A 22,628-nucleotide genomic window follows, 5' to 3' on the forward strand; every position below is an offset into this window, starting at 1 on the left:
GTTCAACTTACACACCTATACACCATTTTATATTTTGAATATTACTTTTTACTTTAATAAGAATACTTGGTTATTTAAAAGTCTAAAAAGGTTTATTTCCATTTCCAATTCATCATTTTTTCATACGGAATTGATTTTGATTCTGCCAAATCAATTAAGGTTTTAGAAAGTAAATCTTTAGCTTCAATTTGAGATTTAGAAATAATAATATTTCTTCCCCTGTCTAATTTTATAAAAAAATGGGAAGGAATTTCATAAATTATTTCAATACTGGAAACAGGTATTTTCCCTTCATTTTCACCGTTGGTAATAGTTATATCACTTGTTGAAAAGCTAAGGCCAATATTTTCTAATTTGGTTTTATTAAAGTTTCGATAAACGAAACGTTTATAATATCGCTTATAAATCCAACGGGAATAAATCGGATATATAAAAATAAACCCTATACCGAATACTCCAAAATAAATGGCCAATGCATAATTTCTAAAAAAAACAAAAATTATGGCGAGAATAAAAAAAGCGGAAGTCCATAAAAGCAAACCTTTTTTCCTTTGTTGTTTAACTTTATCATTCATCGAAGCACCAAAAAGCTGATGTTTGAGATAATCATCTGCTGAAATTTTATAGGTAAAAGTATAATCTTTCATAATTGTAAATGTATGAAATCCGTATTATTTATGTCGACCAATTTTTATTTATAGATTTAAAAATTATAAATAAATATTCCTATCTCCCTATTTTATAAAATTAATTGATATCTGAGAATAGTAAAGGTAGGAATATGTATAAATACCGTTTATAAAGGTAGAGTATCTTTTATATTTTTTTCAAAAGAGATTTTAATTCAATATTTTCTCCTATTATTTCACGCAAGGAATCTACCGAAATCCTTTCTTGCTTCATAGTATCCCTGTTTCTTATAGTAACTGTATGATTGGTGAGCGTGTCATGGTCTATGGTAATACAGTAAGGAGTACCAATAGCATCTTGTCTGCGATATCGTTTACCTATTGCGTCTTTATCTTCATACATTATATTATAATCAAATTTTAAGTCATTGAAAATCTTTTCAGCATATTCCGGCAATCCGTCTTTTTTAACCAGTGGAAATATAGCTACTTTATTAGGAGCTAAAGCCGGTGGTAAATTCAATACAACTCTTGAGGAACCGTCATCTAATGTTTCCTCTTTCAAACATTTAGATAAAAGGGCTAAAAACATGCGATCTAATCCAATAGAAGTTTCTACTACATAAGGCACATAACTTTTATTTTGCTCCGGATCAAAGTATTGAAGCTTTTTACCGGAATATTTTTCATGTGCTGATAAATCAAAATTGGTTCTGGAATGAATTCCTTCAAGTTCTTTAAATCCAAATGGAAATTTAAATTCAATATCTGTTGCAGCATTAGCATAATGGGCTAATTTTTCATGATCATGAAATCTATAATTATCTTTACCTAATCCTAATGCCAAATGCCAATTCAATCGTTTTTCCTTCCATTCTTTAAAATAAGATAGCTCTGTGCCGGGAGGTACAAAAAACTGCATTTCCATCTGTTCAAATTCTCTCATCCTAAAAATGAATTGTCTTGCAACAATTTCATTTCTAAACGCTTTTCCGATTTGTGCAATTCCGAAAGGTAATTTTTTTCTTCCTGTTTTCTGAACGTTCAAATAGTTAACAAAGATACCTTGTGCAGTTTCAGGTCTTAAATATAAATCTGTAGCAGAATCAGCAGTTGAGCCTAATTTCGTTCCAAACATTAAATTAAACTGGCGAACTTCAGTCCAATTTTTAGAGCCTGTTTCAGGATCAGAAATTTCCAATTCTTCTATTAAAGCTTTTGTATCTGCCAAATTAGTTTCCAAGGATTTAGCCAGTCTTTGTAAAATATCCGCTTTTTGCTTTCTACATTCTAAAACTTTAGGATTGGTAGCCTCAAATTGTTCAAGATTGAAAGCCTCCCCGAATCTTTTTTTTGCCTTTTCAATTTCTTTTTTGGCTTTATCTTCAAATTTTTCTGCAAATTCTTCTACTAGTACATCTGCACGAAATCTCTTTTTACTGTCTTTATTATCAATTAACGGATCGTTAAAAGCATCAATATGTCCGGAAGCCTTCCAAATAGTAGGATGCATAAATATAGCAGAATCCAATCCCAAAATATTTTCATTCAACTGCACCATTGCTTTCCACCAATATTGTTTAATATTGTTCTTTAATTCAACACCGTTTTGACCGTAATCGTAAATGGCTGACAATCCATCATAAACTTCACTAGAAGGAAAAACAAACCCATATTCCTTTGCATGGGAAACAACCTTTTTTAAAACATCTTCTTGAGATTTCATATATACTTGGTTAGATATTTATATTCAACGTTCAAATTTACTATAAAAAATGAGATATTACCACATAACCGCTGCAGACCTCTATTTTGAAAAATAAACAATTCTTAATAACCTATGCCAATCTTCTGTCAATTATTAAAAATAAATTTGTGTTTGCAAATTATCTTCATATATTTGCGCTTCGAAAATAAATGAAGAACAAAAAAGAGATGTTATTATGTTAATTATTCCAGTAAAAGATGGAGAGTCTATCGATAAAGCTTTAAAAAAGTATAAAAGAAAATATGATAAAACTGGTGTTGTAAAAGAATTAAGAAAAAGACAACAGTTTATTAAACCTTCTGTTACTAAGAGGCAACAGGTTATTAGAGCAGCTTATAAACAAAGATTGCAAAGTCAAGAAGAAGCTTAAGAAACTTTTTCTATAAAATATTAGCCTATTTTTCAAAATTATTTTTAATTTTGAAAAATAGGTTTTTTATTTTTATATGTTACAAAAATTTCTTGAATACCTTAACTTAGAAAAACATTATTCTCCTAATACTATACAAAGCTATGAAAGAGATTTGCTTGATCTACAAATCTTTCTTTTAGAAACTGAAGGCATCTCTGATATAGACCAAGCTACTGCCAGACAACTAAGGAATTTTATCATATATCTATCCAATAAAAAACTATCAGAAAAATCTATTAATAGGAAGATTTCATCTATAAGAAGTTTTTTTAAATTTTTATTGAAAATTGGTTATTTGGAAATAAATCCAACGATATACTTACTAAATCTCAAACAAAAGAAAAAAATTCTAGTCCCTTACACAGAAGATGAAATTTATTCAATCGAAAACTATATACATACCAGTGAAGCAGAAAATGAAAATTCAGATTCTTTTGAAACTATTAGGAATCATCTCATTTTTGAGATATTTTACCAAACAGGTATTAGAAGAATGGAACTTCTGCAACTTAAAACTTCTAAAATAGATTTAAACAAAAATACTATTATTGTTACAGGAAAGAGAAATAAGGAAAGACTGATACCTATTACTCAAAAATTATCAAATCAAATAAGTAAATTTCTAGCTTATAAAATCAAGTTTGGTATACCTTATGAATATTTATTTACTAATAAAACAGGTAAAACCTTAAGTGAAAAGTACATATATAACTTGATACATAAATATCTTAGTATAGTGACAACTAAAGAGAAAAGAAGCCCTCATATGCTTCGCCACACCTTTGCAAGTCATCTTTTGCACAACGGAGCAGAAATTAATTCCATTAAAGAATTACTGGGTCACAACAGCTTAGCAGCAACACAGGTTTACACTTACAACACTATTGAAGATTTAAAAAAAGTATTTAACCTTTCCCATCCTTTTGGGCATAAAAATAAATAAAATGAAAATCAACGTACAAGCAGTAAATTTTAATGCACAAGACACCCTGTTGACTTTTTTAAACAAAAAAGTGTCTAAATTAGAACAATACTATGACAAAATTATAAATGCGAATATATTCCTAAAACTGGAAAACTCTGGAAATAAAGAAAATAAAACTACGGAAATCGTTTTGGAAGTCCCCGGCGATGAGTTAGTAGCTAAAAAAACATCCATTACATTTGAAGAAAGTATTGATTCGGCCTGTGAAGCAGTTAAAAAGATGATAATCAAACGAAAAGAAAAAATATAGATAAAAAAAGAGTTTTTTTTTATTTAAAAATTTGGAAATATTAAAAAATTATCTATCTTTGCAATCCGTTAGACAAAGATAATGATCTTAGGAAAATAACAGAATATTTTCTTTGAAATAAAAAAATTAATGCCGGTATAGCTCAGTTGGCCAGAGCACGTGATTTGTAATCTCGGGGTCGTGGGTTCGAATCCCTCTACCGGCTCGTTTTGAAGGGGAGATACTCAAGCGGCCAACGAGGACAGACTGTAAATCTGTTGGTTTTTACCTTCGGAGGTTCGAATCCTCCTCTCCCCACAAAAAAAATAAAAAAAATTTTTTGTAATTCAAAAAAAATATTCTACCTTTGGATCGAATTACAAAGGTAATCAAAAAAATAAGCGGAAGTAGCTCAGTTGGTAGAGCGTCAGCCTTCCAAGCTGAATGTCGCGAGTTCGACCCTCGTCTTCCGCTCAATTTTTTTTCAGCCGATGTAGCTCAGGGGTAGAGCGCTTCCTTGGTAAGGACGAGGTCACGGGTTCAATTCCCGTCATTGGCTCTCATTTATCCAAGCTTACGATCAAAAAAAATAAGCCTAAACTTTCTTAAAGACATATCAAATATTTTATTACACAATAGTTGTTTATAAAAAAGTATTTATTTTTTATAAGCTATTGTTATTTAAAAAAAATTGAGTATATTTGCACTCATTTTTGGAAATATAAACAAACATATTTATCATGGCAAAAGAAACTTTTCAGCGTACCAAACCACATCTTAATATAGGTACAATCGGTCACGTAGACCACGGAAAAACGACTTTAACAGCTGCTATTACAAAAGTATTAGCAGAAAAAGGGTTAGCAGAAAAAAGAGATTTCTCTCAAATTGATGCCGCTCCTGAAGAAAAAGAAAGAGGGATTACAATCAATACTGCACACGTAGAATATCAAACAGAAAATCGTCACTATGCACACGTTGATTGTCCAGGGCATGCTGACTATGTAAAAAACATGGTTACCGGTGCTGCTCAAATGGACGGAGCTATTTTGGTGGTTGCTGCTACAGATGGGCCTATGCCTCAAACTAGAGAGCATATCTTGTTATGTCGTCAGGTAAACGTACCTAAAATCGTTGTATTCATGAATAAAGTGGATATGGTTGATGATCCCGAATTATTAGACCTAGTTGAAATGGAAGTAAGAGAATTATTATCTTCATACGACTATGATGGAGATAACACTCCTGTTATTCAAGGTTCTGCTTTAGGTGCACTTAATGGGGATCCTAAATGGGTTGCTACTGTTGACGAATTGATGGCAGCTGTAGATAGTTGGATTGATTTACCAGTTCGTGATCAAGATAAGCCATTCTTAATGCCAATTGAAGACGTTTTCTCTATTACAGGTCGAGGAACTGTAGCTACAGGACGTATTGAAGCTGGGGTTATTAACTCAGGTGAAGCTGTAGATATAGTTGGTATGGGAGATGAAAAATTAACATCTACTGTAACAGGAGTTGAAATGTTTAGAAAAATATTAGATAGAGGTGAAGCTGGAGATAATGTAGGATTATTATTAAGAGGTATTGAAAAAACTGATATTCGTCGTGGTATGGTTATCGCTAAACCGGGTTCAATCACACCTCACAAAAAATTCAAAGCTGAAGTTTATATCCTAACTAAAGAAGAAGGTGGACGTCATACTCCATTCCATAATAACTATCGTCCTCAGTTCTACGTTAGAACTACTGACGTAACCGGTACAATTACATTACCTGAAGGAACTGAAATGGTAATGCCTGGTGATAACTTAACTATTACAGTTGAATTGCATCAACCAATCGCACTTAATAACGGTTTAAGATTTGCTATCCGTGAAGGTGGTAGAACTGTTGGAGCAGGTCAGGTAACAGAGATTTTAGATTAATCATAATAAAAGAAAGAACTTTAAGTTCTTTCTTTTTTAAGCGGGTGTAGCTCAGCTGGTAGAGCAGTGGTCTCCAAAACCAAAGGTCGTGAGTTCGAATCTTTCCGCCCGCGCAAAATAAAAATAAATGAACGGACTCATTAAGTATTTAAAGGGCGCAATAGAAGAATTTAAAGATCACGTCGAGTGGCCTAAATGGTCCGATCTGCAATCCTCAACAACAGTTGTAGCAATTACATCGATCATTTTAGCTGTATTCTGCTTTGGCGTAGATTGGATTTTTGCTAAAGCGCTTCAAAATATTTATTCTATTTTAATAGGATTAAAATCTTAATAAATTTGGAAGTGATGGATGAAATGAAATGGTATGTACTTAAAACTATCAGTGGACAAGAATCTAAGGTAAAAATGTACATTGAAAATGAGGTTGTAAGATATGAACATCTTAAAAAAAATCTTGGCCAAGTAGTTGTACCTATGGAAAAAGTAGTACAAATTAGAAACGGAAAAAAAATTCGTAAAGAAAAAGTTTATTATCCCGGTTATGTTATGGTTGAAGCTAATTTAATTGGTGAATTACCTCATACTATAAAGAATATTCCCGGTGTAATTAGTTTTTTAAGTGCTACTAAAGGAGGAGATCCACTTCCAATGAGACGAAGTGAAGTGAGTAGAATGTTTGGTAAAATGGATGAATTATCAGAATCTGAAGATACTGTAAACATTCCTTTTGTATTTGGTGAAACTGTAAAAGTTATTGATGGACCATTTAATGGATTTAATGGAACCATCGAAAAAATAAATGAAGAGAAAAGAAAATTAGATGTTATGGTATTGATTTTTGGAAGAAAAACACCAATTGAACTAAGTTTCTCTCAAGTTGAAAAAATATAGGCTGCTTCCACAGATATAAATAAAACATTTTTAAGTAAAAATTAAAATGGCAAAAAAAATTTTTAAAATGGTAAAACTCCAGGTGAAAGGAGGTCAAGCTAATCCTTCACCACCTGTAGGACCTGCCTTAGGTGCTGCCGGAGTTAATATTATGGAGTTTTGTAAACAATTTAATGCCCGAACACAAGACAAGCAAGGACAAGTATTACCGGTTATCATTACTGTATATGAGGATAAATCATTTGACTTTGTAGTTAAAACTCCTCCTGTAACTGTTCAGCTCTTAGCAGCATCTAAAGCGAAAAAAGGTTCCGGTGAACCCAACCGAGATAAGGTAGCATCCGTTAGTTGGAATCAAGTACAACAAATTGCTGAAGATAAAATGGTAGATTTAAATTGCTTTACTATAGAATCAGCAGTTAGCATGGTCGCAGGTACAGCAAGATCGATGGGTATTAGAGTAACTGGGCAAAATCCCTTTAATAATTAATTGTAGGAATCATGGCAGTTTTAACGAAAAAACAAAAAGCAGTAGTTGCTAAAGTAGATAAATCAAAACTTTATACATTAGAGGAAGCTTCCAATTTAGTTAAAGAGGTTAGCTATACTAAATTTGATGCATCTGTGGATATAGCGGTACGTTTAGGTGTAGACCCTCGTAAAGCTAATCAAATGGTGCGAGGAGTGGTATCTTTACCTCACGGTACTGGTAAAGAAACTCGTGTTTTAGCTCTAGTTACTCCAGATAAGGAAGAAGAAGCTAAAAACGCCGGTGCCGATTACGTAGGATTAGATGATTATCTTCAAAAAATTAAAGATGGTTGGACAGACGTTGATGTAATCGTTACTCAACCACAAGTAATGGGTAAATTAGGTCCTTTAGGTAGAGTTTTAGGCCCTCGCGGATTAATGCCTAATCCTAAAACCGGAACTGTTACTACTGAAATAGGAAAAGCAATATCAGAAGTGAAAGCGGGTAAAATAGATTTTAAAGTTGATAAATATGGAATTGTACATGCTGCAATAGGTAAAGTATCTTTTGATGCAAAAAATATTCAGGAAAATGCACAAGAAATCATTTCTACTTTAATAAAATTAAAACCTCAAGCTGCAAAAGGAGTTTATGTGAAAAGTATATACCTATCCTCTACTATGAGTCCGGGTATTGCTATTGATCCAAAAGGTATTAACTAATTTTAATTTTACCAAATCATGACAAAACAAGAAAAAACAGAGGTAATTAAAGAATTACAGGAAGTACTAGAAAGTACAAATGTATTATATATAGCTGATACTGATGGATTAAATGCACAACAGACTTCAGAACTAAGAAGAGCTTGCTTCAAAGGTGAAATTTCAATGAAGGTTGTTAAAAACACCCTTCTTAGAAAAGCTATGGAAAATGTAGAAGATAAAGATTTTTCAGGAGTTTTTGAAAGTCTAAAAGGTAACTCTACTATTTTCACTTCTGATAAAGGAAATGCTCCGGCTAAATTGATACAAAATTTTAGAAAGAAAACTGAAAAACCTTTATTAAAAGCTGCTTGGATAGATTCTGCAGTGTTTGTTGGAGATGCTCAATTAGAAACACTGGCAAATCTTAAATCTAGAGAAGAGCTTATTGGAGAAATTATTGGATTACTTCAATCTCCAATTAAAAATGTTGTTTCTGCCCTTAAATCAGGTGGAAATACCATTGCTGGTTTAGTTAAAACCTTATCTGAAAAAGAAGGATAATTTCACACTCATATTAAATAGTTGTTAAACAAAAATTAAAACAAAATTAAAAATGGCAGATTTAAAACAATTAGCTGAAACTCTAGTAAATTTAACAGTAAAAGAAGTTAATGAATTAGCTGAAATATTAAAAGAAGAATACGGTATTGAGCCTGCTGCTGCTGCTGTAGCTATGGCTGCACCTGTTGCTGGTGCTGATGCTGGTGCTCCGGAAGAAAAAACTGAATTCGATGTTATTCTTAAAGCTGCAGGAGCTAACAAATTAGCTGTTGTTAAATTAGTTAAAGATCTTACAGGTAAAGGTCTGAAAGAAGCTAAAGATGCTGTAGATGGAGCTCCTACTCCGATTAAAGAAGGAGTAGCTAAAGACGAAGCAGAAAGTCTTAAAAAACAGCTTGAAGAAGCTGGAGCTGAAGTTGAATTGAAATAATTCATTCTACCTAAAAATAAAGGTTTAGGCCTCCAATTTAACATTGGTAAGGTCTAAGCCTATTTGTGTTTTAAAGATTTTAATATATCATATGAGTAAATCATTGGCGTCAAAGACTCAAAACCCAAAGAGATTTAGTTTCTCTCACTCTAAAGGACAAATTGAATTTCCTGATTTCCTGGATATACAGGTTAAATCATTCCAGGATTTTTTTCAATTAGAAACCCGTCCTGATCAAAGAAAAAACGAAGGACTTTTTAAAACATTTACTGAAAATTTTCCTATTTCTGATACTAGGAATCAGTTCGTTTTAGAATTTTTAGATTATTTTGTTGATCCCCCAAAATACTCTATTGAAGAATGCATTGAAAGAGGATTAACTTATAGTGTACCACTCAAAGCACGTCTTAAATTATATTGTACAGACCCTGAACATGAAGATTTTGAAACAGTAGTTCAAGATGTATATTTAGGGCCTATTCCTTATATGACACCAAGCGGTTCGTTTATTATAAATGGTGCTGAGAGAGTTATGGTATCCCAATTACATCGTTCACCTGGTGTATTTTTTGGACAATCTTATCATGCCAACGGTGCTAAATTATATTCTTCCAGAATTATTCCTTTTAAAGGGTCTTGGATGGAATTTGCTACCGATATTAATGGTGTGATGTATGCTTACATTGACAGAAAGAAAAAACTTCCGATGACAACCTTGCTTCGTGCAATCGGTTATCAAAGTGATAAAGATATATTAGAAATATTTGATCTTGCTGAAGAAGTAAAAGTTAACAAATCCAACCTTAAAAAAATGTTAGGTAGGACGTTGGCTGCAAGAGTTTTAAATACTTGGTTTGAAGACTTTGTTGACGAAGACACCGGTGAGGTAGTTTCAATTGAAAGAAATGAAATTATCCTTGACCGTGAAACTGTTTTAGAAAAGGAACATCTTGATTTAATTATTGATTCAGGAATTAAAACTATTTTAGTTCATAAAGAAAACAGTAATGAATTTTCTATTATTCATAATACCTTACAAAAAGATTCTACCAATTCCGAAAAAGAAGCTGTAGAATATATCTATCGTCAATTACGTAATGCTGAACCACCTGATGAAGAAACAGCAAGAGGTATTATAGATAAATTATTCTTTTCAGATGCCCGATACTCTTTAGGTGAAGTAGGTCGCTACAGAATTAATAAAAAATTAGGTTTAAATATTTCTGAAGAGATTCAAGTTTTGACAAAAGACGATATTATCGCAATAGTTAAATACTTGATAGAATTAATCAATTCAAAAGCTGAAGTTGATGATATCGATCACCTTTCTAACAGGCGTGTTAAAACAGTTGGTGAACAGTTAGCCGGTCAATTTGGCGTGGGTTTAGCTCGTATGGCACGAACTATTAAAGAAAGGATGAACGTTCGTGATAACGAAGTATTCACACCTATTGATTTAATCAATGCCAAAACCTTAACTTCTGTTATCAATTCTTTTTTTGGAACTAATCAGTTATCTCAATTTATGGATCAAACTAACCCATTATCTGAGGTTACGCATAAAAGACGTATGTCTGCATTAGGTCCAGGAGGTCTATCAAGAGAAAGAGCCGGATTCGAAGTTCGAGATGTGCATTATACCCATTACGGTAGAATTTGTCCTATCGAAACCCCAGAAGGTCCCAATATCGGTTTGATATCTTCTTTAGGCTGTTATGCTCGAATTAATGACTTAGGATTTATGGAAACCCCATATAGAAAAGTTGTAAATGGTAAAGTTGATTTAGAGTCCGAACCTCAATATTTAACAGCTGAAGAGGAAGAAGGGAAAATTATTGCTCAAGCGAACATCCACATGGATAGTGAAGGGAAAATTCTTGATGAAAGAATTGTAGCCAGAGAAGAAGCTGATTATCCGGTTGTAGAACCTGAAAAGGTGGATTTAATGGATGTTGCGCCTAATCAAATTACAGGTATTTCCGCTTCATTAATACCCTTCCTAGAACACGATGATGCAAATCGTGCATTGATGGGCTCCAACATGATGCGTCAAGCTGTACCTTTATTAAAACCTCAAGCCCCTATTGTGGGAACCGGTTTAGAATTCCAAGTAGCAAAAGATTCACGTATTTTAATTAATGCGGAAGGCGAAGGTATAGTAGAATATGTTGATGCTAATATTATTACTATTAAATACGACAGAACCGAAGAAGAAGAATTAGTAAGCTTTGATTCTGCAAGTAAAACATATAAATTAACTAAATTTAGAAAAACCAATCAAAGTACTTCTATCACGCTTAAGCCCATCGTTAAAGTCGGTGACAGAGTATCTAAAGGACAAGTTTTAACAGAGGGTTACGCAACTGAAGACGGAGAACTTGCTTTAGGTAGAAACCTATTAGTAGCTTTCATGCCTTGGAAAGGATATAACTTCGAAGATGCGATTGTTATTAATCAAAGAGCAGTTAGTGAAGATTGGTTTACTTCTATTCACGTTGACGAATATTCATTAGAAGTTAGAGATACCAAATTAGGAATGGAAGAACTAACACCGGATATTCCTAACGTTAGTGAAGAAGCTACTAAAGACCTTGATGAAAACGGAATGATTCGAATTGGAGCAGAAGTTAAACCAGGAGATATTTTAGTAGGTAAAATTACCCCTAAAGGAGAGTCAGATCCTACTTCAGAAGAAAAATTACTTCGTGCCATATTTGGAGATAAAGCCGGTGATGTAAAAGATGCCTCTTTAAAAGCAGAACCTTCATTAAAAGGTGTTGTAATTAATAAAAAATTATTTACACGTAATATTAAGGACAAACGTAAAAGAGGTGATGAAAAACTAAAAATTGAACAATTAGAAGCTGAATTTAAAGTAAAACTTAATGATTTAAAAAGTCAATTATTAGAAAAATTATATGTTCTTCTAAATGGTAAAACTTCGCAAGGAATTTATAATGACTTAAATGAGGAGGTAATACCAAAAGGAGTAAAATTCACTCAGAAACTTTTATCTAGCATTGATGACTATTTTAATTTAGCCGGAGAAAATTGGACTTTAGATGAAAATAAAAACAATTCTATTAAAGAACTGCTTCACAATTATAAAATAAAACATAACGATTTATTAGGTTCACTAAATAGAGAAAGACATACTATTTCTGTTGGAGATGAATTACCGGCCGGTATTGTAAAATTAGCAAAAGTTTATATAGCTAAAAAACGTAAATTAAATGTTGGAGATAAAATGGCAGGTCGTCACGGTAATAAAGGTATCGTTGCAAGAATAGTACGTGATGAAGATATGCCATTTTTAGAAGATGGAACACCGGTAGATATCGTTCTTAACCCATTAGGAGTACCATCTCGTATGAATATAGGTCAGATTTATGAAACTATCTTAGGCTGGTGCGGTAAAAAATTAGGTAAAAAATTTGCAACTCCTATCTTCGATGGAGCCACTTCCGAACAAATAGATGAGCTTACTAAAGAAGCCGGAGTACCTCAATGGGGTACTACATATTTATATGATGGCGGTACTGGTGAACGTTTTGAGCAAAAAGCTACTGTAGGAGTTATCTATATGCTGAAACTAGGACATATGGTTGATGACAAAATGCACGCGCGTTCTATCGGACCGTATTCATTAATTACTCAACAACCGTTAGGAGGTAAAGCACAGTTTGGAGGTCAAAGATTCGGAGAAATGGAGGTTTGGGCTTTAGAAGCTTTCGGAGCATCAAACATTCTAAGAGAAATTATAACAATTAAATCTGATGATGTAATAGGTAGAGCTAAAGCCTATGAATCTATTGTTAAAGGTGAACCAATGCCTGAACCGGGTATACCTGAATCATTCAATGTATTCTTACATGAACTACAAGGTTTAGGGTTAGATGTGAGATTAGAAGATTAGTAATTTTTTATTTAATCTTAATAAATTTAAATTTTTTTCAATTTAATTGAATACAAAATAATGGCAGTTAAACTTAGAACTAGCAAATTTAGTAAAATTATAATCGGATTAGCTTCTCCGGAAAGTATATTACAACAATCCAGAGGAGAGGTTTTAAAACCTGAAACAATAAATTATCGGACTCATAAACCTGAACGTGACGGTTTGTTTTGTGAAAGAATTTTTGGCCCAGTAAAGGATTATGAATGTGCTTGCGGGAAATATAAAAGAATACGTTACAAAGGAATTGTTTGTGATCGATGTGGAGTTGAAGTAACGGAAAAAAAAGTTAGACGTGAAAGAATCGGACATATTAATTTAGTAGTGCCTGTGGCACATATCTGGTATTTCCGTTCTTTACCAAATAAAATAGGATATTTATTAGGTATTCCATCCAAAAAATTGGATATGATTATCTATAACGAACGTTTTGTAGTTATTCAAGCAGGAATAGCTAAAAAATTAAATGGTGAAGAATTGGAACATCTTGAGTTTTTAACGGAAGAGGAGTATTTAGATATATTAGAAACACTTCCGATTGAAAATCAATATTTAGATGATTCAGACCCGAATAAATTTGTTGCCAAAATGGGAGCAGAATGTTTGGAAGAGCTATTAAAAAGAATAGATTTGGATGCTTTGTCTTATGAATTAAGACATAAAGCTAACACTGAATCCTCCAAACAAAGAAGAACAGAAGCGTTAAAAAGATTACAAGTAGTTGAATCTTTCAGAGATGCAAATTCCAATGGTCGTATCAATAGACCTGAATGGATGATCATGAGAGTAATACCTGTAATACCTCCGGACTTACGTCCGTTAGTTCCCTTAGATGGTGGACGTTTTGCTACTTCTGATCTAAATGATTTATATCGTAGGGTTATTATTAGAAACAATCGCTTAAAAAGATTAATTGAAATCAAAGCTCCTGAAGTAATTTTACGTAATGAAAAACGTATGCTTCAAGAAGCCGTAGATTCTTTATTTGATAATACCAGAAAATCATCTGCGGTTAAATCTGAATCTAACAGACCCCTAAAATCGCTGTCAGATTCATTAAAAGGAAAACAAGGACGTTTCCGTCAAAACTTATTAGGTAAACGGGTAGATTATTCCGCTCGTTCGGTAATTGTTGTAGGACCTTCCCTTCAACTTCATGAATGCGGGCTTCCTAAAGATATGGCTGCAGAGCTTTATAAACCTTTTATCATTCGAAAACTCATTGAAAGAGGTATTGTAAAAACTGTAAAATCTGCAAAAAGAATTATTGAAAGAAAAGAACCGGTAGTTTACGATATTCTGGAGAATGTCATGAAAGGACATCCGGTATTATTGAATCGCGCCCCTACCCTACACCGTTTAGGTATTCAAGCTTTCCAACCTAGAATGATTGAAGGTAAAGCTATTCGCCTCCACCCTTTGGTTTGTACAGCATTTAATGCGGACTTTGACGGAGACCAAATGGCAGTACACTTACCTTTAGGTCCTGAAGCTATACTGGAAGCACAATTATTAATGTTGGCTTCACAAAATATCTTAAATCCGGCTAACGGCTCCCCAATTCAGGTACCTTCACAAGATATGGTGCTAGGATTATATTATATGACTAAACCACTAACACCTACAGATGAAATTAAGGTGAAAGGTCATGGCTCTATTTTCTATTCATCTGAGGAGGTAGACATCGCTTATAATGAAAAAGCAATTGATTTAAATGCTATTATCAAAGTAAAAGCAACAGTTGTTGAAAGCGATGAATTAGTTGAAAAAATGATTGAAACCACAGTAGGACGTGTGTTGTTTAATAAAATCGTACCGAAAAAAGTAGGTTTCATTAATGAAGTATTAACTAAAAAATCATTACGTAACATTATTGGTACTATATTACAACGAACCGATTTCCCTACTACGGCTAAGTTTTTAGATGATATGAAAACTTTAGGATATGCTACTGCATTTAAAGGTGGACTATCATTTAGCTTAGGTGATATTAAAACTCCTGAAGAAAAGAAAATTATGATTCAGGAAGCTAATGAGCAAGTAGATGGAATCAGGGCAAACTATAATATGGGATTAATTACCAATAATGAAAGATATAACCAAGTAATTGATGTATGGACTAATACCAATGCTCGATTAACAGATTTAATCATGCAAAGGATGAAAACTGACAAAGGTGGTTTTAACTCTGTATATATGATGCTTGATTCCGGTGCACGAGGATCGAAAGAACAGATTCGACAGCTGGCAGGAATGAGAGGATTAATGGCAAAACCTCAAAAAGCAGGATCATCCGGAGGAGAAATTATTGAAAACCCTATTATCTCTAATTTCCGTGAAGGACTTTCCATTCTAGAGTACTTTATATCAACCCACGGAGCTCGTAAAGGATTGGCAGACACCGCATTAAAAACTGCAGATGCCGGATACTTAACCCGTCGTCTAGTGGATGTTGCGCAAGATGTTATTATAAATGAGCAAGATTGTGGAACATTAAGAGGTATTGAAATTTCTCCATTAAAAAAGAATGATGAAATTGTAGAACCGCTATCCGAAAGAATATTAGGACGTGTATCTCTTCACGATATATATCACCCTGATACGGATGAGCTATTGATAGAAGCTGATCAATTGATAACTTCTGAAATAGCAAAATTAATTCAACAATCCGGAATTGAATCTGTTGAAGTTCGTTCGCCTTTAACTTGTGAATCTAAAAAAGGTATCTGTGCCCAATGTTATGGTGTAAACCTTTCAACTAATAAACTAATAAACAAAGGAGAAGCAGTTGGAGTAATTGCAGCTCAATCAATTGGTGAACCGGGTACTCAACTCACATTAAGAACCTTCCATGTGGGGGGTACCGCAGGTAACGTAGCAGAAGTAAGCAGCATTGTTGCTAAAAGAGATGGTAAAGTTGAATTTGATGATATTAGAACTGTTGAAAGTGAAGACGAAAACGGAAATAAAGTTTTAATTGTTGTTTCCCGTTCTACAGAATTTAAATTATTAAATGCTGAAGGAAATATTCAAATGCTTACCAATATACCTTATGGTTCCACATTATTAGTTGAATCCGGTGACCAGGTTAAGAAAGGAGACACCATTTGTAAATGGGATCCATATAATGCAATTATACTTTCAGAAACAGCAGGTAAGATTGAATACGAACAGATTGAGCAAGGATCTACCTATCAATTGGAAATAGATGAGCAAACAGGGTTTGAAGAAAAAGTTATTTCAGAATCAAGAAATAAAAAACTTATTCCTACCTTAAAGATTTTAGATACTAAAGGGAACGAATTAAAATCAATAAATTTACCGGTAGGAGCGCATCTTATCGTTAATGACGGTGAAAAAATTAAGGCAGGTAGAATATTAGTGAAGATTCCAAGAAGATCAGCTAAAGCCGGAGATATCACCGGTGGATTACCTCGTGTGACCGAGTTGTTTGAGGCGCGAAATCCTTCCAATCCGGCAGTAGTATCTGAAATTGATGGGGTAGTAAGTTATGGTAAAATAAAAAGAGGTAATCGGGAAATAGTTATAGAGTCTAAAAGCGGTGAAATTAAAAGATATTTGGTTAAATTATCTAATCAGATTCTTGTACAGGAAAATGACTTCGTACATGCAGGAGATGCCTTATCTGACGGTGCAATAACTCCTAATGATATTCTCAATATCAAAGGACCTACTGCCGTACAGGAATATTTGGTGAATGAAATTCAAGAGGTATACCGATTGCAAGGGGTAAAAATTGATGATAAGCATTTTGAAATTATTGTTCGTCAAATGATGACCAAAGTAGAAATTGTTGATGCCGGAGATACCAAATTCTTGGAAGGAAATTTAGAACATAAAATTGATTTTATTGAAGAAAATGATCGTATTTTCGGAATGAAAGTTATTACAGAACCTGGAGACAGTTTGGAATTAAAAGCGGGACAAATTATTTCTTCAAGAGAACTTCGCGATGAAAATTCTAAATTAAAACGTGAAGATAAGAAATTAGTAGAAGCACGAGAAGCTCTTCCGGCTACTGCTAGTCCTGTACTTCAAGGTATTACAAGAGCATCATTACAAACTAAATCATTTATCTCTGCAGCCTCCTTCCAAGAAACAACTAAAGTTTTAAATGAAGCCGCTGTTGCAGGTAAAATTGATTACCTTAATGGATTGAAAGAAAATGTAATTGTAGGACATAGAATTCCTGCAGGTACAGGTTTAACAGAATATCAAAATGTTGTTGTAGGTTCTAATAAAGAATTTGACGAGATCATAACCGAAAAAATTTAAACAAAACTAATTTGAAATGGAAAATCAAAATCAGAATCAACAAGACTTAAATATTGAATTGACGGATGAAGTAGCTTCCGGTGTTTTTTCAAATTTGGCATTAATAAATCATTCTCCGACTGAGTTCGTAGTAGATTTTATACAAATTATGCCGGGTGTACCTAAAGCTAAAGTTAAATCAAGAATCATATTAACACCCGAACATGCTAAACGCTTATTAACAGCTTTAACTGATAATATTCAAAAGTTCGAACAACAGTTTGGTACTGTTAAAGATGATACTTACCATTTAAATTTTAGCCCTAAAGGTCAAGCTTAAATTGCTTAAGTCAACAGATTATTTAATATAAGCAAAGAAGCCGAGGTAAACCTCGGCTTCTTTGCTTATACACTAATAATTAACATCATAAAAGGGATATACTTTTATAGTATAGAAAACTAAATACATGAGTTAATTTGTCAAGTATGTAATTATTTAACAATTATTTTGAGATAATTAAAAAATAAATTATATATTTGATATGATAAATTAATGTATTAGATATGAGAGTAAAACGGATTTTCTTAGGATTTTCGTTTATCTTCTTGGGTTCTGCTTTTGCCTGGGCTCAGATGAAAACGATTAGCGGGAAAGTTCTTGGGAGTGACGGTCAGCCGCAAGCTGATGTTTCTGTTACAATACAAGGAACTACCAAAAAAACTTATACTGACAACTCAGGAAATTTTTCAATTGATGCAGAGCCTGGTCAAACAATTGAAATTTTATCATTTGATGATGAAACAGCGAGTTTTGTCGTTGAAGATCAAAGTTTCTATGATGTTGTTCTTCAGCCCTTAAATCCAGAAAACAAAGAGGCTGCAGAAAAAAAAGAAACAGTAATTGAAGGAGTTGTTGTGACTGCTTTAGGAATAACAAGAGAAAAAAAGTCATTGGGTTATGCGACCCAGTCAGTGAATGGTGATGATCTTTCCTTAACCAGAGAAAGTAATCCTATCAACTCACTTTCTGGAAAAGTTTCGGGACTACAAATCATAAACAACAGTGGGACCATGGGGGGCTCAACACAAATAAGACTGAGAGGGATGAGATCGCTTTCTCAATCTAATAAGCCTCTTATAGTTGTAGACGGTATACCCTTAATCGATCAAAACATTAATTCAAAAAATACTGAACGAGGTGCCGGTGGAATTGATTATGGAGATTCTTTTGGCGACATAAATCCCGACGATATAGCAAATATATCCGTACTTAAAGGAGCCACAGCTGCAGCTCTATATGGATCTAGAGCTATGAATGGAGCAATTATGATTACTACCAAAAAAGCAAAGAGAGGTAAAACTGAGATTGTTTTTAATTCAGGGGTAACATTTGACAGAGTGTATAAAATGCCTCATCAACAAAAATTATATGGTGGAGGTGGAAGCAATACGTTTGCAACTAAAAATATAAATGGCATTGATTATCTGGTAGTTGATTATAGAACCGATGAATCTTGGGGTCCAAAGTACGATCCTAATGTGAAAGTTTTACATTGGAATGCATTTGATCCTGAATTTTCAAACGATTACTTAGTTGCAAAGCCGTGGATTTATCCTAAAAATGATTACAAAAAATATTTTAAGACCGGCGTAACATACAATAACGGCATATCATTTAGCAGAAGTGTTGAAAATACTAATATAAGATTAGGATATAATAACACCAAATCATCAGGAATAACTCCAAATTCAGACTTAACCAAAAATTCATTATCCATGAATCTGAATTCCAAATTATCTGAAGATTTAAAAATAAACGCTTCTGCAGCTTATACTTCGACAAAAGGATTTAATAGACCTACAGTCGGATATGGAAATAATAGTATTATACAAAAAATGTTTCATTTTGGACAAACTTCATTAGATTACAAAGACCTTCAAAAATATGAATTAATCGATGGCACCCAAAGAACATGGAACAGGGAAGCATGGAATGATTCAAAACCTGCATATTCAGACAACCCCTACTGGACTGTAAACAAAAATACTAACCAAGACAATAGAGACCGCTTATATGGTACTGCCGGATTAATTTATAACATTACAAAAAATATGTATGTAAACGGAAAAGTAATGCTTGATACTTACAATTCTCATACAGAAAATAGGATAGCGGTAGGATCTCATTCACTTTCTGAATTTAAAATTTCGGAAAGAAAATACACGGATGTAAATTATGAAGCAACCTTGCATTATGACAAAAATATCGGTAACTTCTCACTTAATTCTTTTGCCGGAACTAACCGAAGAGATTATAGATATAGACTTATGAATGGAAAAACCAAAGGAGGATTAATTATAAGAGATTGGTATAATCTTAATAATTCATTAGAACCTTCTTTAGTTATGAATAAGAAAGAGAAAAAAAGAGTAAATAGTTTGTTTTATTCATTCAGTTTAGGATATGACAATTTTGTATTCTTAGAAACAACTGGTAGAAATGACTGGTCTTCTTCTTTACCTTCTAAAAATAATTCCTTTTTCTATCCTTCTGTTGCAACCAGTTTTGTAGTTACAAGATATCTTACCAGCAATTGGTTGGAATTTTTAAAAATTAGAGGTGGATATTCTGAAGTAAGGAATGATACAGATCCTTATCAAATCATCAATACATTTTACAATATAGATGAGGATCAGGATCCAGATTACGGTAGCTTATTTATAAAAGATCCTTGGTTTTGGTTGACAACTGTAGCAAAAACAGACAAATTGAAACCTGAAAAATTGGAATCTTATGAATTGGGATTAGAATTTCAAATGTTCCAAAGCAGATTTAATGGTGATATTTCCTTATACCAGACCACGACTAAAGATTTAATAACCAAAGTACCTTTAGACGGTTCAGCAGGTTTCAACTATGCAATTATGAACGCTGGAAAATTGGTAAATAAAGGTATTGAAGTATCATTGAACATAGTTCCAATTAAAAAAGAAAGTTTTAGATGGGATTTTAATTATAATTTTTCAAAATCTGATAACGAAATCAAATCTTTGAGTGAGGATTTAAGTTCACTCACCATAGCAAAAGCACCTTTTAATGCTTTTGTGGTTGCTCTTCCGGGATACAGATACGGACAAATTTACGGGACAGATTTTGTTTATAAGGATGGAAAAAAAGTAGTGGGGAGTGATGGTTTATACTTAAAAACAGATAAAAACGTACCATTAGGATCGATACTTCCCGATTTTAATATGAGTTTTAGAAATACTTTATCTTATCAGAATTGGAGTTTAGGATTTCAAGTTGATTGGCAAAAAGGTGGTAAGTATTTTTCAACTACTCATATGTGGGGAATGAGCTCCGGAATATTACCTGAAACTGCGGCCAATGGAATTAGAGAAAATGGTATTATTGTAGATGGTGTTAAAGAAGATGGAAATCCTAATGATATTAGGGTCTCAGCATCGGATTATTCTAAGCATTTTTTTAGTGGTCCTACTGCCCAAAATGTTTTTGACGCAGATTATATCAAATTGCGTGAATTATCGCTAGCTTATTCTCTTCCTACTCAATATTTAGGTGATTATATTAATTCCATTACCTTTTCAGCATTTGCCAGGAATTTATTTGTATGGGGATTAGACTGGAAATCCATGGATCCGGAAGTAGCTAATTATGGTAGTGGAAATGCCTCAGGAATTGAAGGAGGATCCATGCCTACAACTAGATCTTTTGGAATTAATGTGCAAGTTAAATTCTAATTAAAATATTCAATATGAAAAAAATAACCATCTATATAGCTTCTCTATTTTTTCTATCTGCCGCTATATCTTGCGACAATGATTTTGAAAATATCAATACAAACCCCAATAATTCGGAAAAGGTACCAGGTTACACCACTTTTAGATTTGGTAGCCGATATTTAATTGATAATACCAGAGATGAATGGGGATCCGGAAGAATGGTTCTTCCATGGATACAGTATTGGTGTCAGGTAAACTATACGGAAGAAGATCGATATCAATATAGAGACGGAGCCAATCAAAACTTATGGAAAGATTATTATCGCGCTGCTGAAAATCTTAAAACTTCCATAGAATTGGTAGAAGCTGATCCGTTAACCAACGTACAATTTGGAGCTATAAACAACCAGATTGCTATTGCAAGGATTATGTTAAGCTATTTATTTATGCAACTAACAGATACCTATGGAAATGTTCCCTATTGGTCTTATGGTGGGCAATCTAATCCTGATTTTCAAGCACTACAGGTTGAAAAGTATAAAACTCCTAAATTTGCCTCTCAAATAAATATATATAAAGATATTTTAAAAGAATTAAGAGAAGCTTCAGAGCAACTTGATCCTTCAGAAAAAGTTACTACAGGGGATCATATGTATGAAGGAAACGCAGTAAAATGGAAAAAATTTGCCAATTCTTTACGTCTAAGATTAGCTAATCGTTTAAAAAATGTTTTACCTGAAGCATTAACCGATGCCAATGATGCGATTTCAAAGGGAGTATTTACATCCAATGATGATAACGCTATATTCGCCTATGGATCGACCACATCAGATGCTAACCCAATGTGGAGAGCTTATTTCGTTAAAAATAGAACGGACTTTGCAGTTACTAATACCTTTATTGACTTATTAAAAGGTAAAATAGGCAATTTCCCCGTAGATCCCAGACTTTATAAATTCTCTTCTCCTAAAATAGCAAGTATAGATGATGTTAAAAATAATACTTATAAATCTTCTACTAATTTAAATGACTATGAGGGAATGCCTTACGGTATTACAAGTGGAATGGCATCAGAGGTGTTTACTTCCGGCACTATTTCTTTTCCTAGTTACGATGTCTTACATGTTGATAGAGGGGAAGTACTTATGGAATATGCGGAAGTTGAATTTATATTATCAGAATTAAATAATTGGGATGATGTTCATTACCAAAATGGTGTAATAGCATCCCTTGATAAATGGGGGGTATCAACCCAAGATCAAGCAGACTTTTTAAATAAATTGCCATCAGCAAACGAAGAAAACGTACTTACCCAGAAATATATTGCACTCTATATGCAACCACATGAAGCTTGGGCTGAATATAGAAGAACCGGATTTCCTAAAACTTTGTTATTACCTAAACACTCGCATACTCTTCCTGCATATAATAAAAATCCTGCAGGAACTACTTATACTTTTGAACCATTAGTTAATGATATGTACGATTTACCAACTCGTATTCCTTATCCTTCTCATCTTTCAACTCAAAATACAAAAAATTATAATGAAGCTGTTAAAAATTTAGGAGGACCTGATAATATGAAAACCAAATTAATTTGGGATGTAAATTGATGCTTAGTTAAATTTTCATATATATAACG

The 22,628-nt window shown here is 33.1% G+C and carries 17 protein-coding genes and 5 tRNA genes; 20 read left to right on the forward strand and 2 right to left on the reverse strand.

Going from position 1 to position 22,628, the window contains the following annotated elements:
* Positions 1 to 92: 92 nt before the first annotated feature.
* Both ASC36_RS04430 and ASC36_RS04435 read right to left on the reverse strand, forming a co-directional pair.
* Entirely contained in the window at positions 93 to 647 is a 555-nt protein-coding gene (locus tag ASC36_RS04430) for a YcxB family protein (protein WP_055425290.1), read from the reverse strand.
* A gap of 169 nt (positions 648 to 816) precedes the next feature.
* Positions 817 to 2,355, reverse strand: a complete 1,539-nt coding sequence (locus ASC36_RS04435; protein WP_055425291.1) for a glycine--tRNA ligase — start codon at positions 2,353 to 2,355, stop codon at positions 817 to 819.
* Positions 2,356 to 2,572: 217 nt separating this feature from the next.
* On the opposite strand from ASC36_RS04435, the gene rpsU reads away from it, so the two are divergent.
* From rpsU to ASC36_RS04535, 20 genes are all read left to right on the forward strand, one after another.
* Positions 2,573 to 2,767 (forward strand): 30S ribosomal protein S21, encoded by a 195-nt coding sequence (gene rpsU / locus ASC36_RS04440; protein ID WP_055425292.1) that lies wholly within the window; start codon positions 2,573 to 2,575, stop codon positions 2,765 to 2,767.
* Between the two features lie 76 nt (positions 2,768 to 2,843).
* Positions 2,844 to 3,752, forward strand: coding sequence for a tyrosine-type recombinase/integrase (locus ASC36_RS04445; RefSeq protein ID WP_055425293.1), 909 nt, complete (start codon positions 2,844 to 2,846; stop codon positions 3,750 to 3,752).
* Between the two features lies 1 nt (position 3,753).
* Positions 3,754 to 4,044, forward strand: a complete 291-nt coding sequence (gene hpf, locus ASC36_RS04450; RefSeq protein WP_055425294.1) for a ribosome hibernation-promoting factor, HPF/YfiA family — start codon at positions 3,754 to 3,756, stop codon at positions 4,042 to 4,044.
* 131 nt (positions 4,045 to 4,175) lie between these two features.
* Positions 4,176 to 4,249, forward strand: a tRNA-Thr gene (locus ASC36_RS04455).
* 9 nt (positions 4,250 to 4,258) lie between these two features.
* A tRNA-Tyr gene (locus tag ASC36_RS04460) sits at positions 4,259 to 4,341 on the forward strand.
* A gap of 83 nt (positions 4,342 to 4,424) precedes the next feature.
* Positions 4,425 to 4,497 (forward strand) — tRNA-Gly (locus ASC36_RS04465).
* Positions 4,498 to 4,510: 13 nt separating this feature from the next.
* Positions 4,511 to 4,582: transfer RNA gene (locus ASC36_RS04470), tRNA-Thr, on the forward strand.
* Between the two features lie 181 nt (positions 4,583 to 4,763).
* Positions 4,764 to 5,951 carry an elongation factor Tu gene (tuf, locus tag ASC36_RS04475; protein WP_055425295.1) on the forward strand — a complete coding sequence of 396 codons (1,188 nt, stop codon included), beginning with the start codon at positions 4,764 to 4,766 and terminating at the stop codon, positions 5,949 to 5,951.
* A gap of 40 nt (positions 5,952 to 5,991) precedes the next feature.
* Positions 5,992 to 6,064 (forward strand) — tRNA-Trp (locus tag ASC36_RS04480).
* A gap of 14 nt (positions 6,065 to 6,078) precedes the next feature.
* A complete protein-coding gene (secE, locus tag ASC36_RS04485; RefSeq protein ID WP_055425296.1) occupies positions 6,079 to 6,285 on the forward strand; it encodes a preprotein translocase subunit SecE in 207 nt (68 codons plus the stop codon).
* Positions 6,286 to 6,299: 14 nt separating this feature from the next.
* Positions 6,300 to 6,845 carry a transcription termination/antitermination protein NusG gene (gene nusG / locus ASC36_RS04490; protein WP_055425297.1) on the forward strand — a complete coding sequence of 182 codons (546 nt, stop codon included), beginning with the start codon at positions 6,300 to 6,302 and terminating at the stop codon, positions 6,843 to 6,845.
* Between the two features lie 46 nt (positions 6,846 to 6,891).
* Positions 6,892 to 7,335 (forward strand): 50S ribosomal protein L11, encoded by a 444-nt coding sequence (gene rplK, locus ASC36_RS04495; protein WP_055425298.1) that lies wholly within the window; start codon positions 6,892 to 6,894, stop codon positions 7,333 to 7,335.
* Between the two features lie 11 nt (positions 7,336 to 7,346).
* Positions 7,347 to 8,039 carry a 50S ribosomal protein L1 gene (rplA, locus tag ASC36_RS04500; RefSeq protein WP_055425299.1) on the forward strand — a complete coding sequence of 231 codons (693 nt, stop codon included), beginning with the start codon at positions 7,347 to 7,349 and terminating at the stop codon, positions 8,037 to 8,039.
* Between the two features lie 18 nt (positions 8,040 to 8,057).
* Positions 8,058 to 8,582 carry a 50S ribosomal protein L10 gene (gene rplJ / locus ASC36_RS04505; RefSeq protein WP_055425300.1) on the forward strand — a complete coding sequence of 175 codons (525 nt, stop codon included), beginning with the start codon at positions 8,058 to 8,060 and terminating at the stop codon, positions 8,580 to 8,582.
* Between the two features lie 52 nt (positions 8,583 to 8,634).
* Positions 8,635 to 9,012: a 50S ribosomal protein L7/L12 gene (rplL, locus tag ASC36_RS04510; RefSeq protein WP_055425301.1), complete on the forward strand. Its 378-nt coding sequence runs from the start codon at positions 8,635 to 8,637 to the stop codon at positions 9,010 to 9,012.
* A 91-nt stretch (positions 9,013 to 9,103) separates the two neighbouring features.
* Positions 9,104 to 12,928 (forward strand): DNA-directed RNA polymerase subunit beta, encoded by a 3,825-nt coding sequence (gene rpoB, locus ASC36_RS04515; protein ID WP_055425302.1) that lies wholly within the window; start codon positions 9,104 to 9,106, stop codon positions 12,926 to 12,928.
* A 60-nt stretch (positions 12,929 to 12,988) separates the two neighbouring features.
* Positions 12,989 to 17,263 carry a DNA-directed RNA polymerase subunit beta' gene (gene rpoC, locus ASC36_RS04520; RefSeq protein ID WP_055425303.1) on the forward strand — a complete coding sequence of 1,425 codons (4,275 nt, stop codon included), beginning with the start codon at positions 12,989 to 12,991 and terminating at the stop codon, positions 17,261 to 17,263.
* 16 nt (positions 17,264 to 17,279) lie between these two features.
* Complete coding sequence (locus ASC36_RS04525; RefSeq protein ID WP_055425304.1) at positions 17,280 to 17,582, forward strand: DUF3467 domain-containing protein; 303 nt, start codon at positions 17,280 to 17,282, stop codon at positions 17,580 to 17,582.
* Positions 17,583 to 17,806: 224 nt separating this feature from the next.
* A complete protein-coding gene (locus ASC36_RS04530) occupies positions 17,807 to 21,004 on the forward strand; it encodes a SusC/RagA family TonB-linked outer membrane protein (protein ID WP_055425305.1) in 3,198 nt (1,065 codons plus the stop codon).
* A gap of 14 nt (positions 21,005 to 21,018) precedes the next feature.
* A complete protein-coding gene (locus tag ASC36_RS04535) occupies positions 21,019 to 22,599 on the forward strand; it encodes a SusD/RagB family nutrient-binding outer membrane lipoprotein (protein WP_055425306.1) in 1,581 nt (526 codons plus the stop codon).
* The last annotated feature ends 29 nt before the right edge of the window (positions 22,600 to 22,628 follow it).

It is taken from the genome of Apibacter mensalis, assembly GCF_001418685.1.
Taxonomy (GTDB): domain Bacteria; phylum Bacteroidota; class Bacteroidia; order Flavobacteriales; family Weeksellaceae; genus Apibacter; species Apibacter mensalis.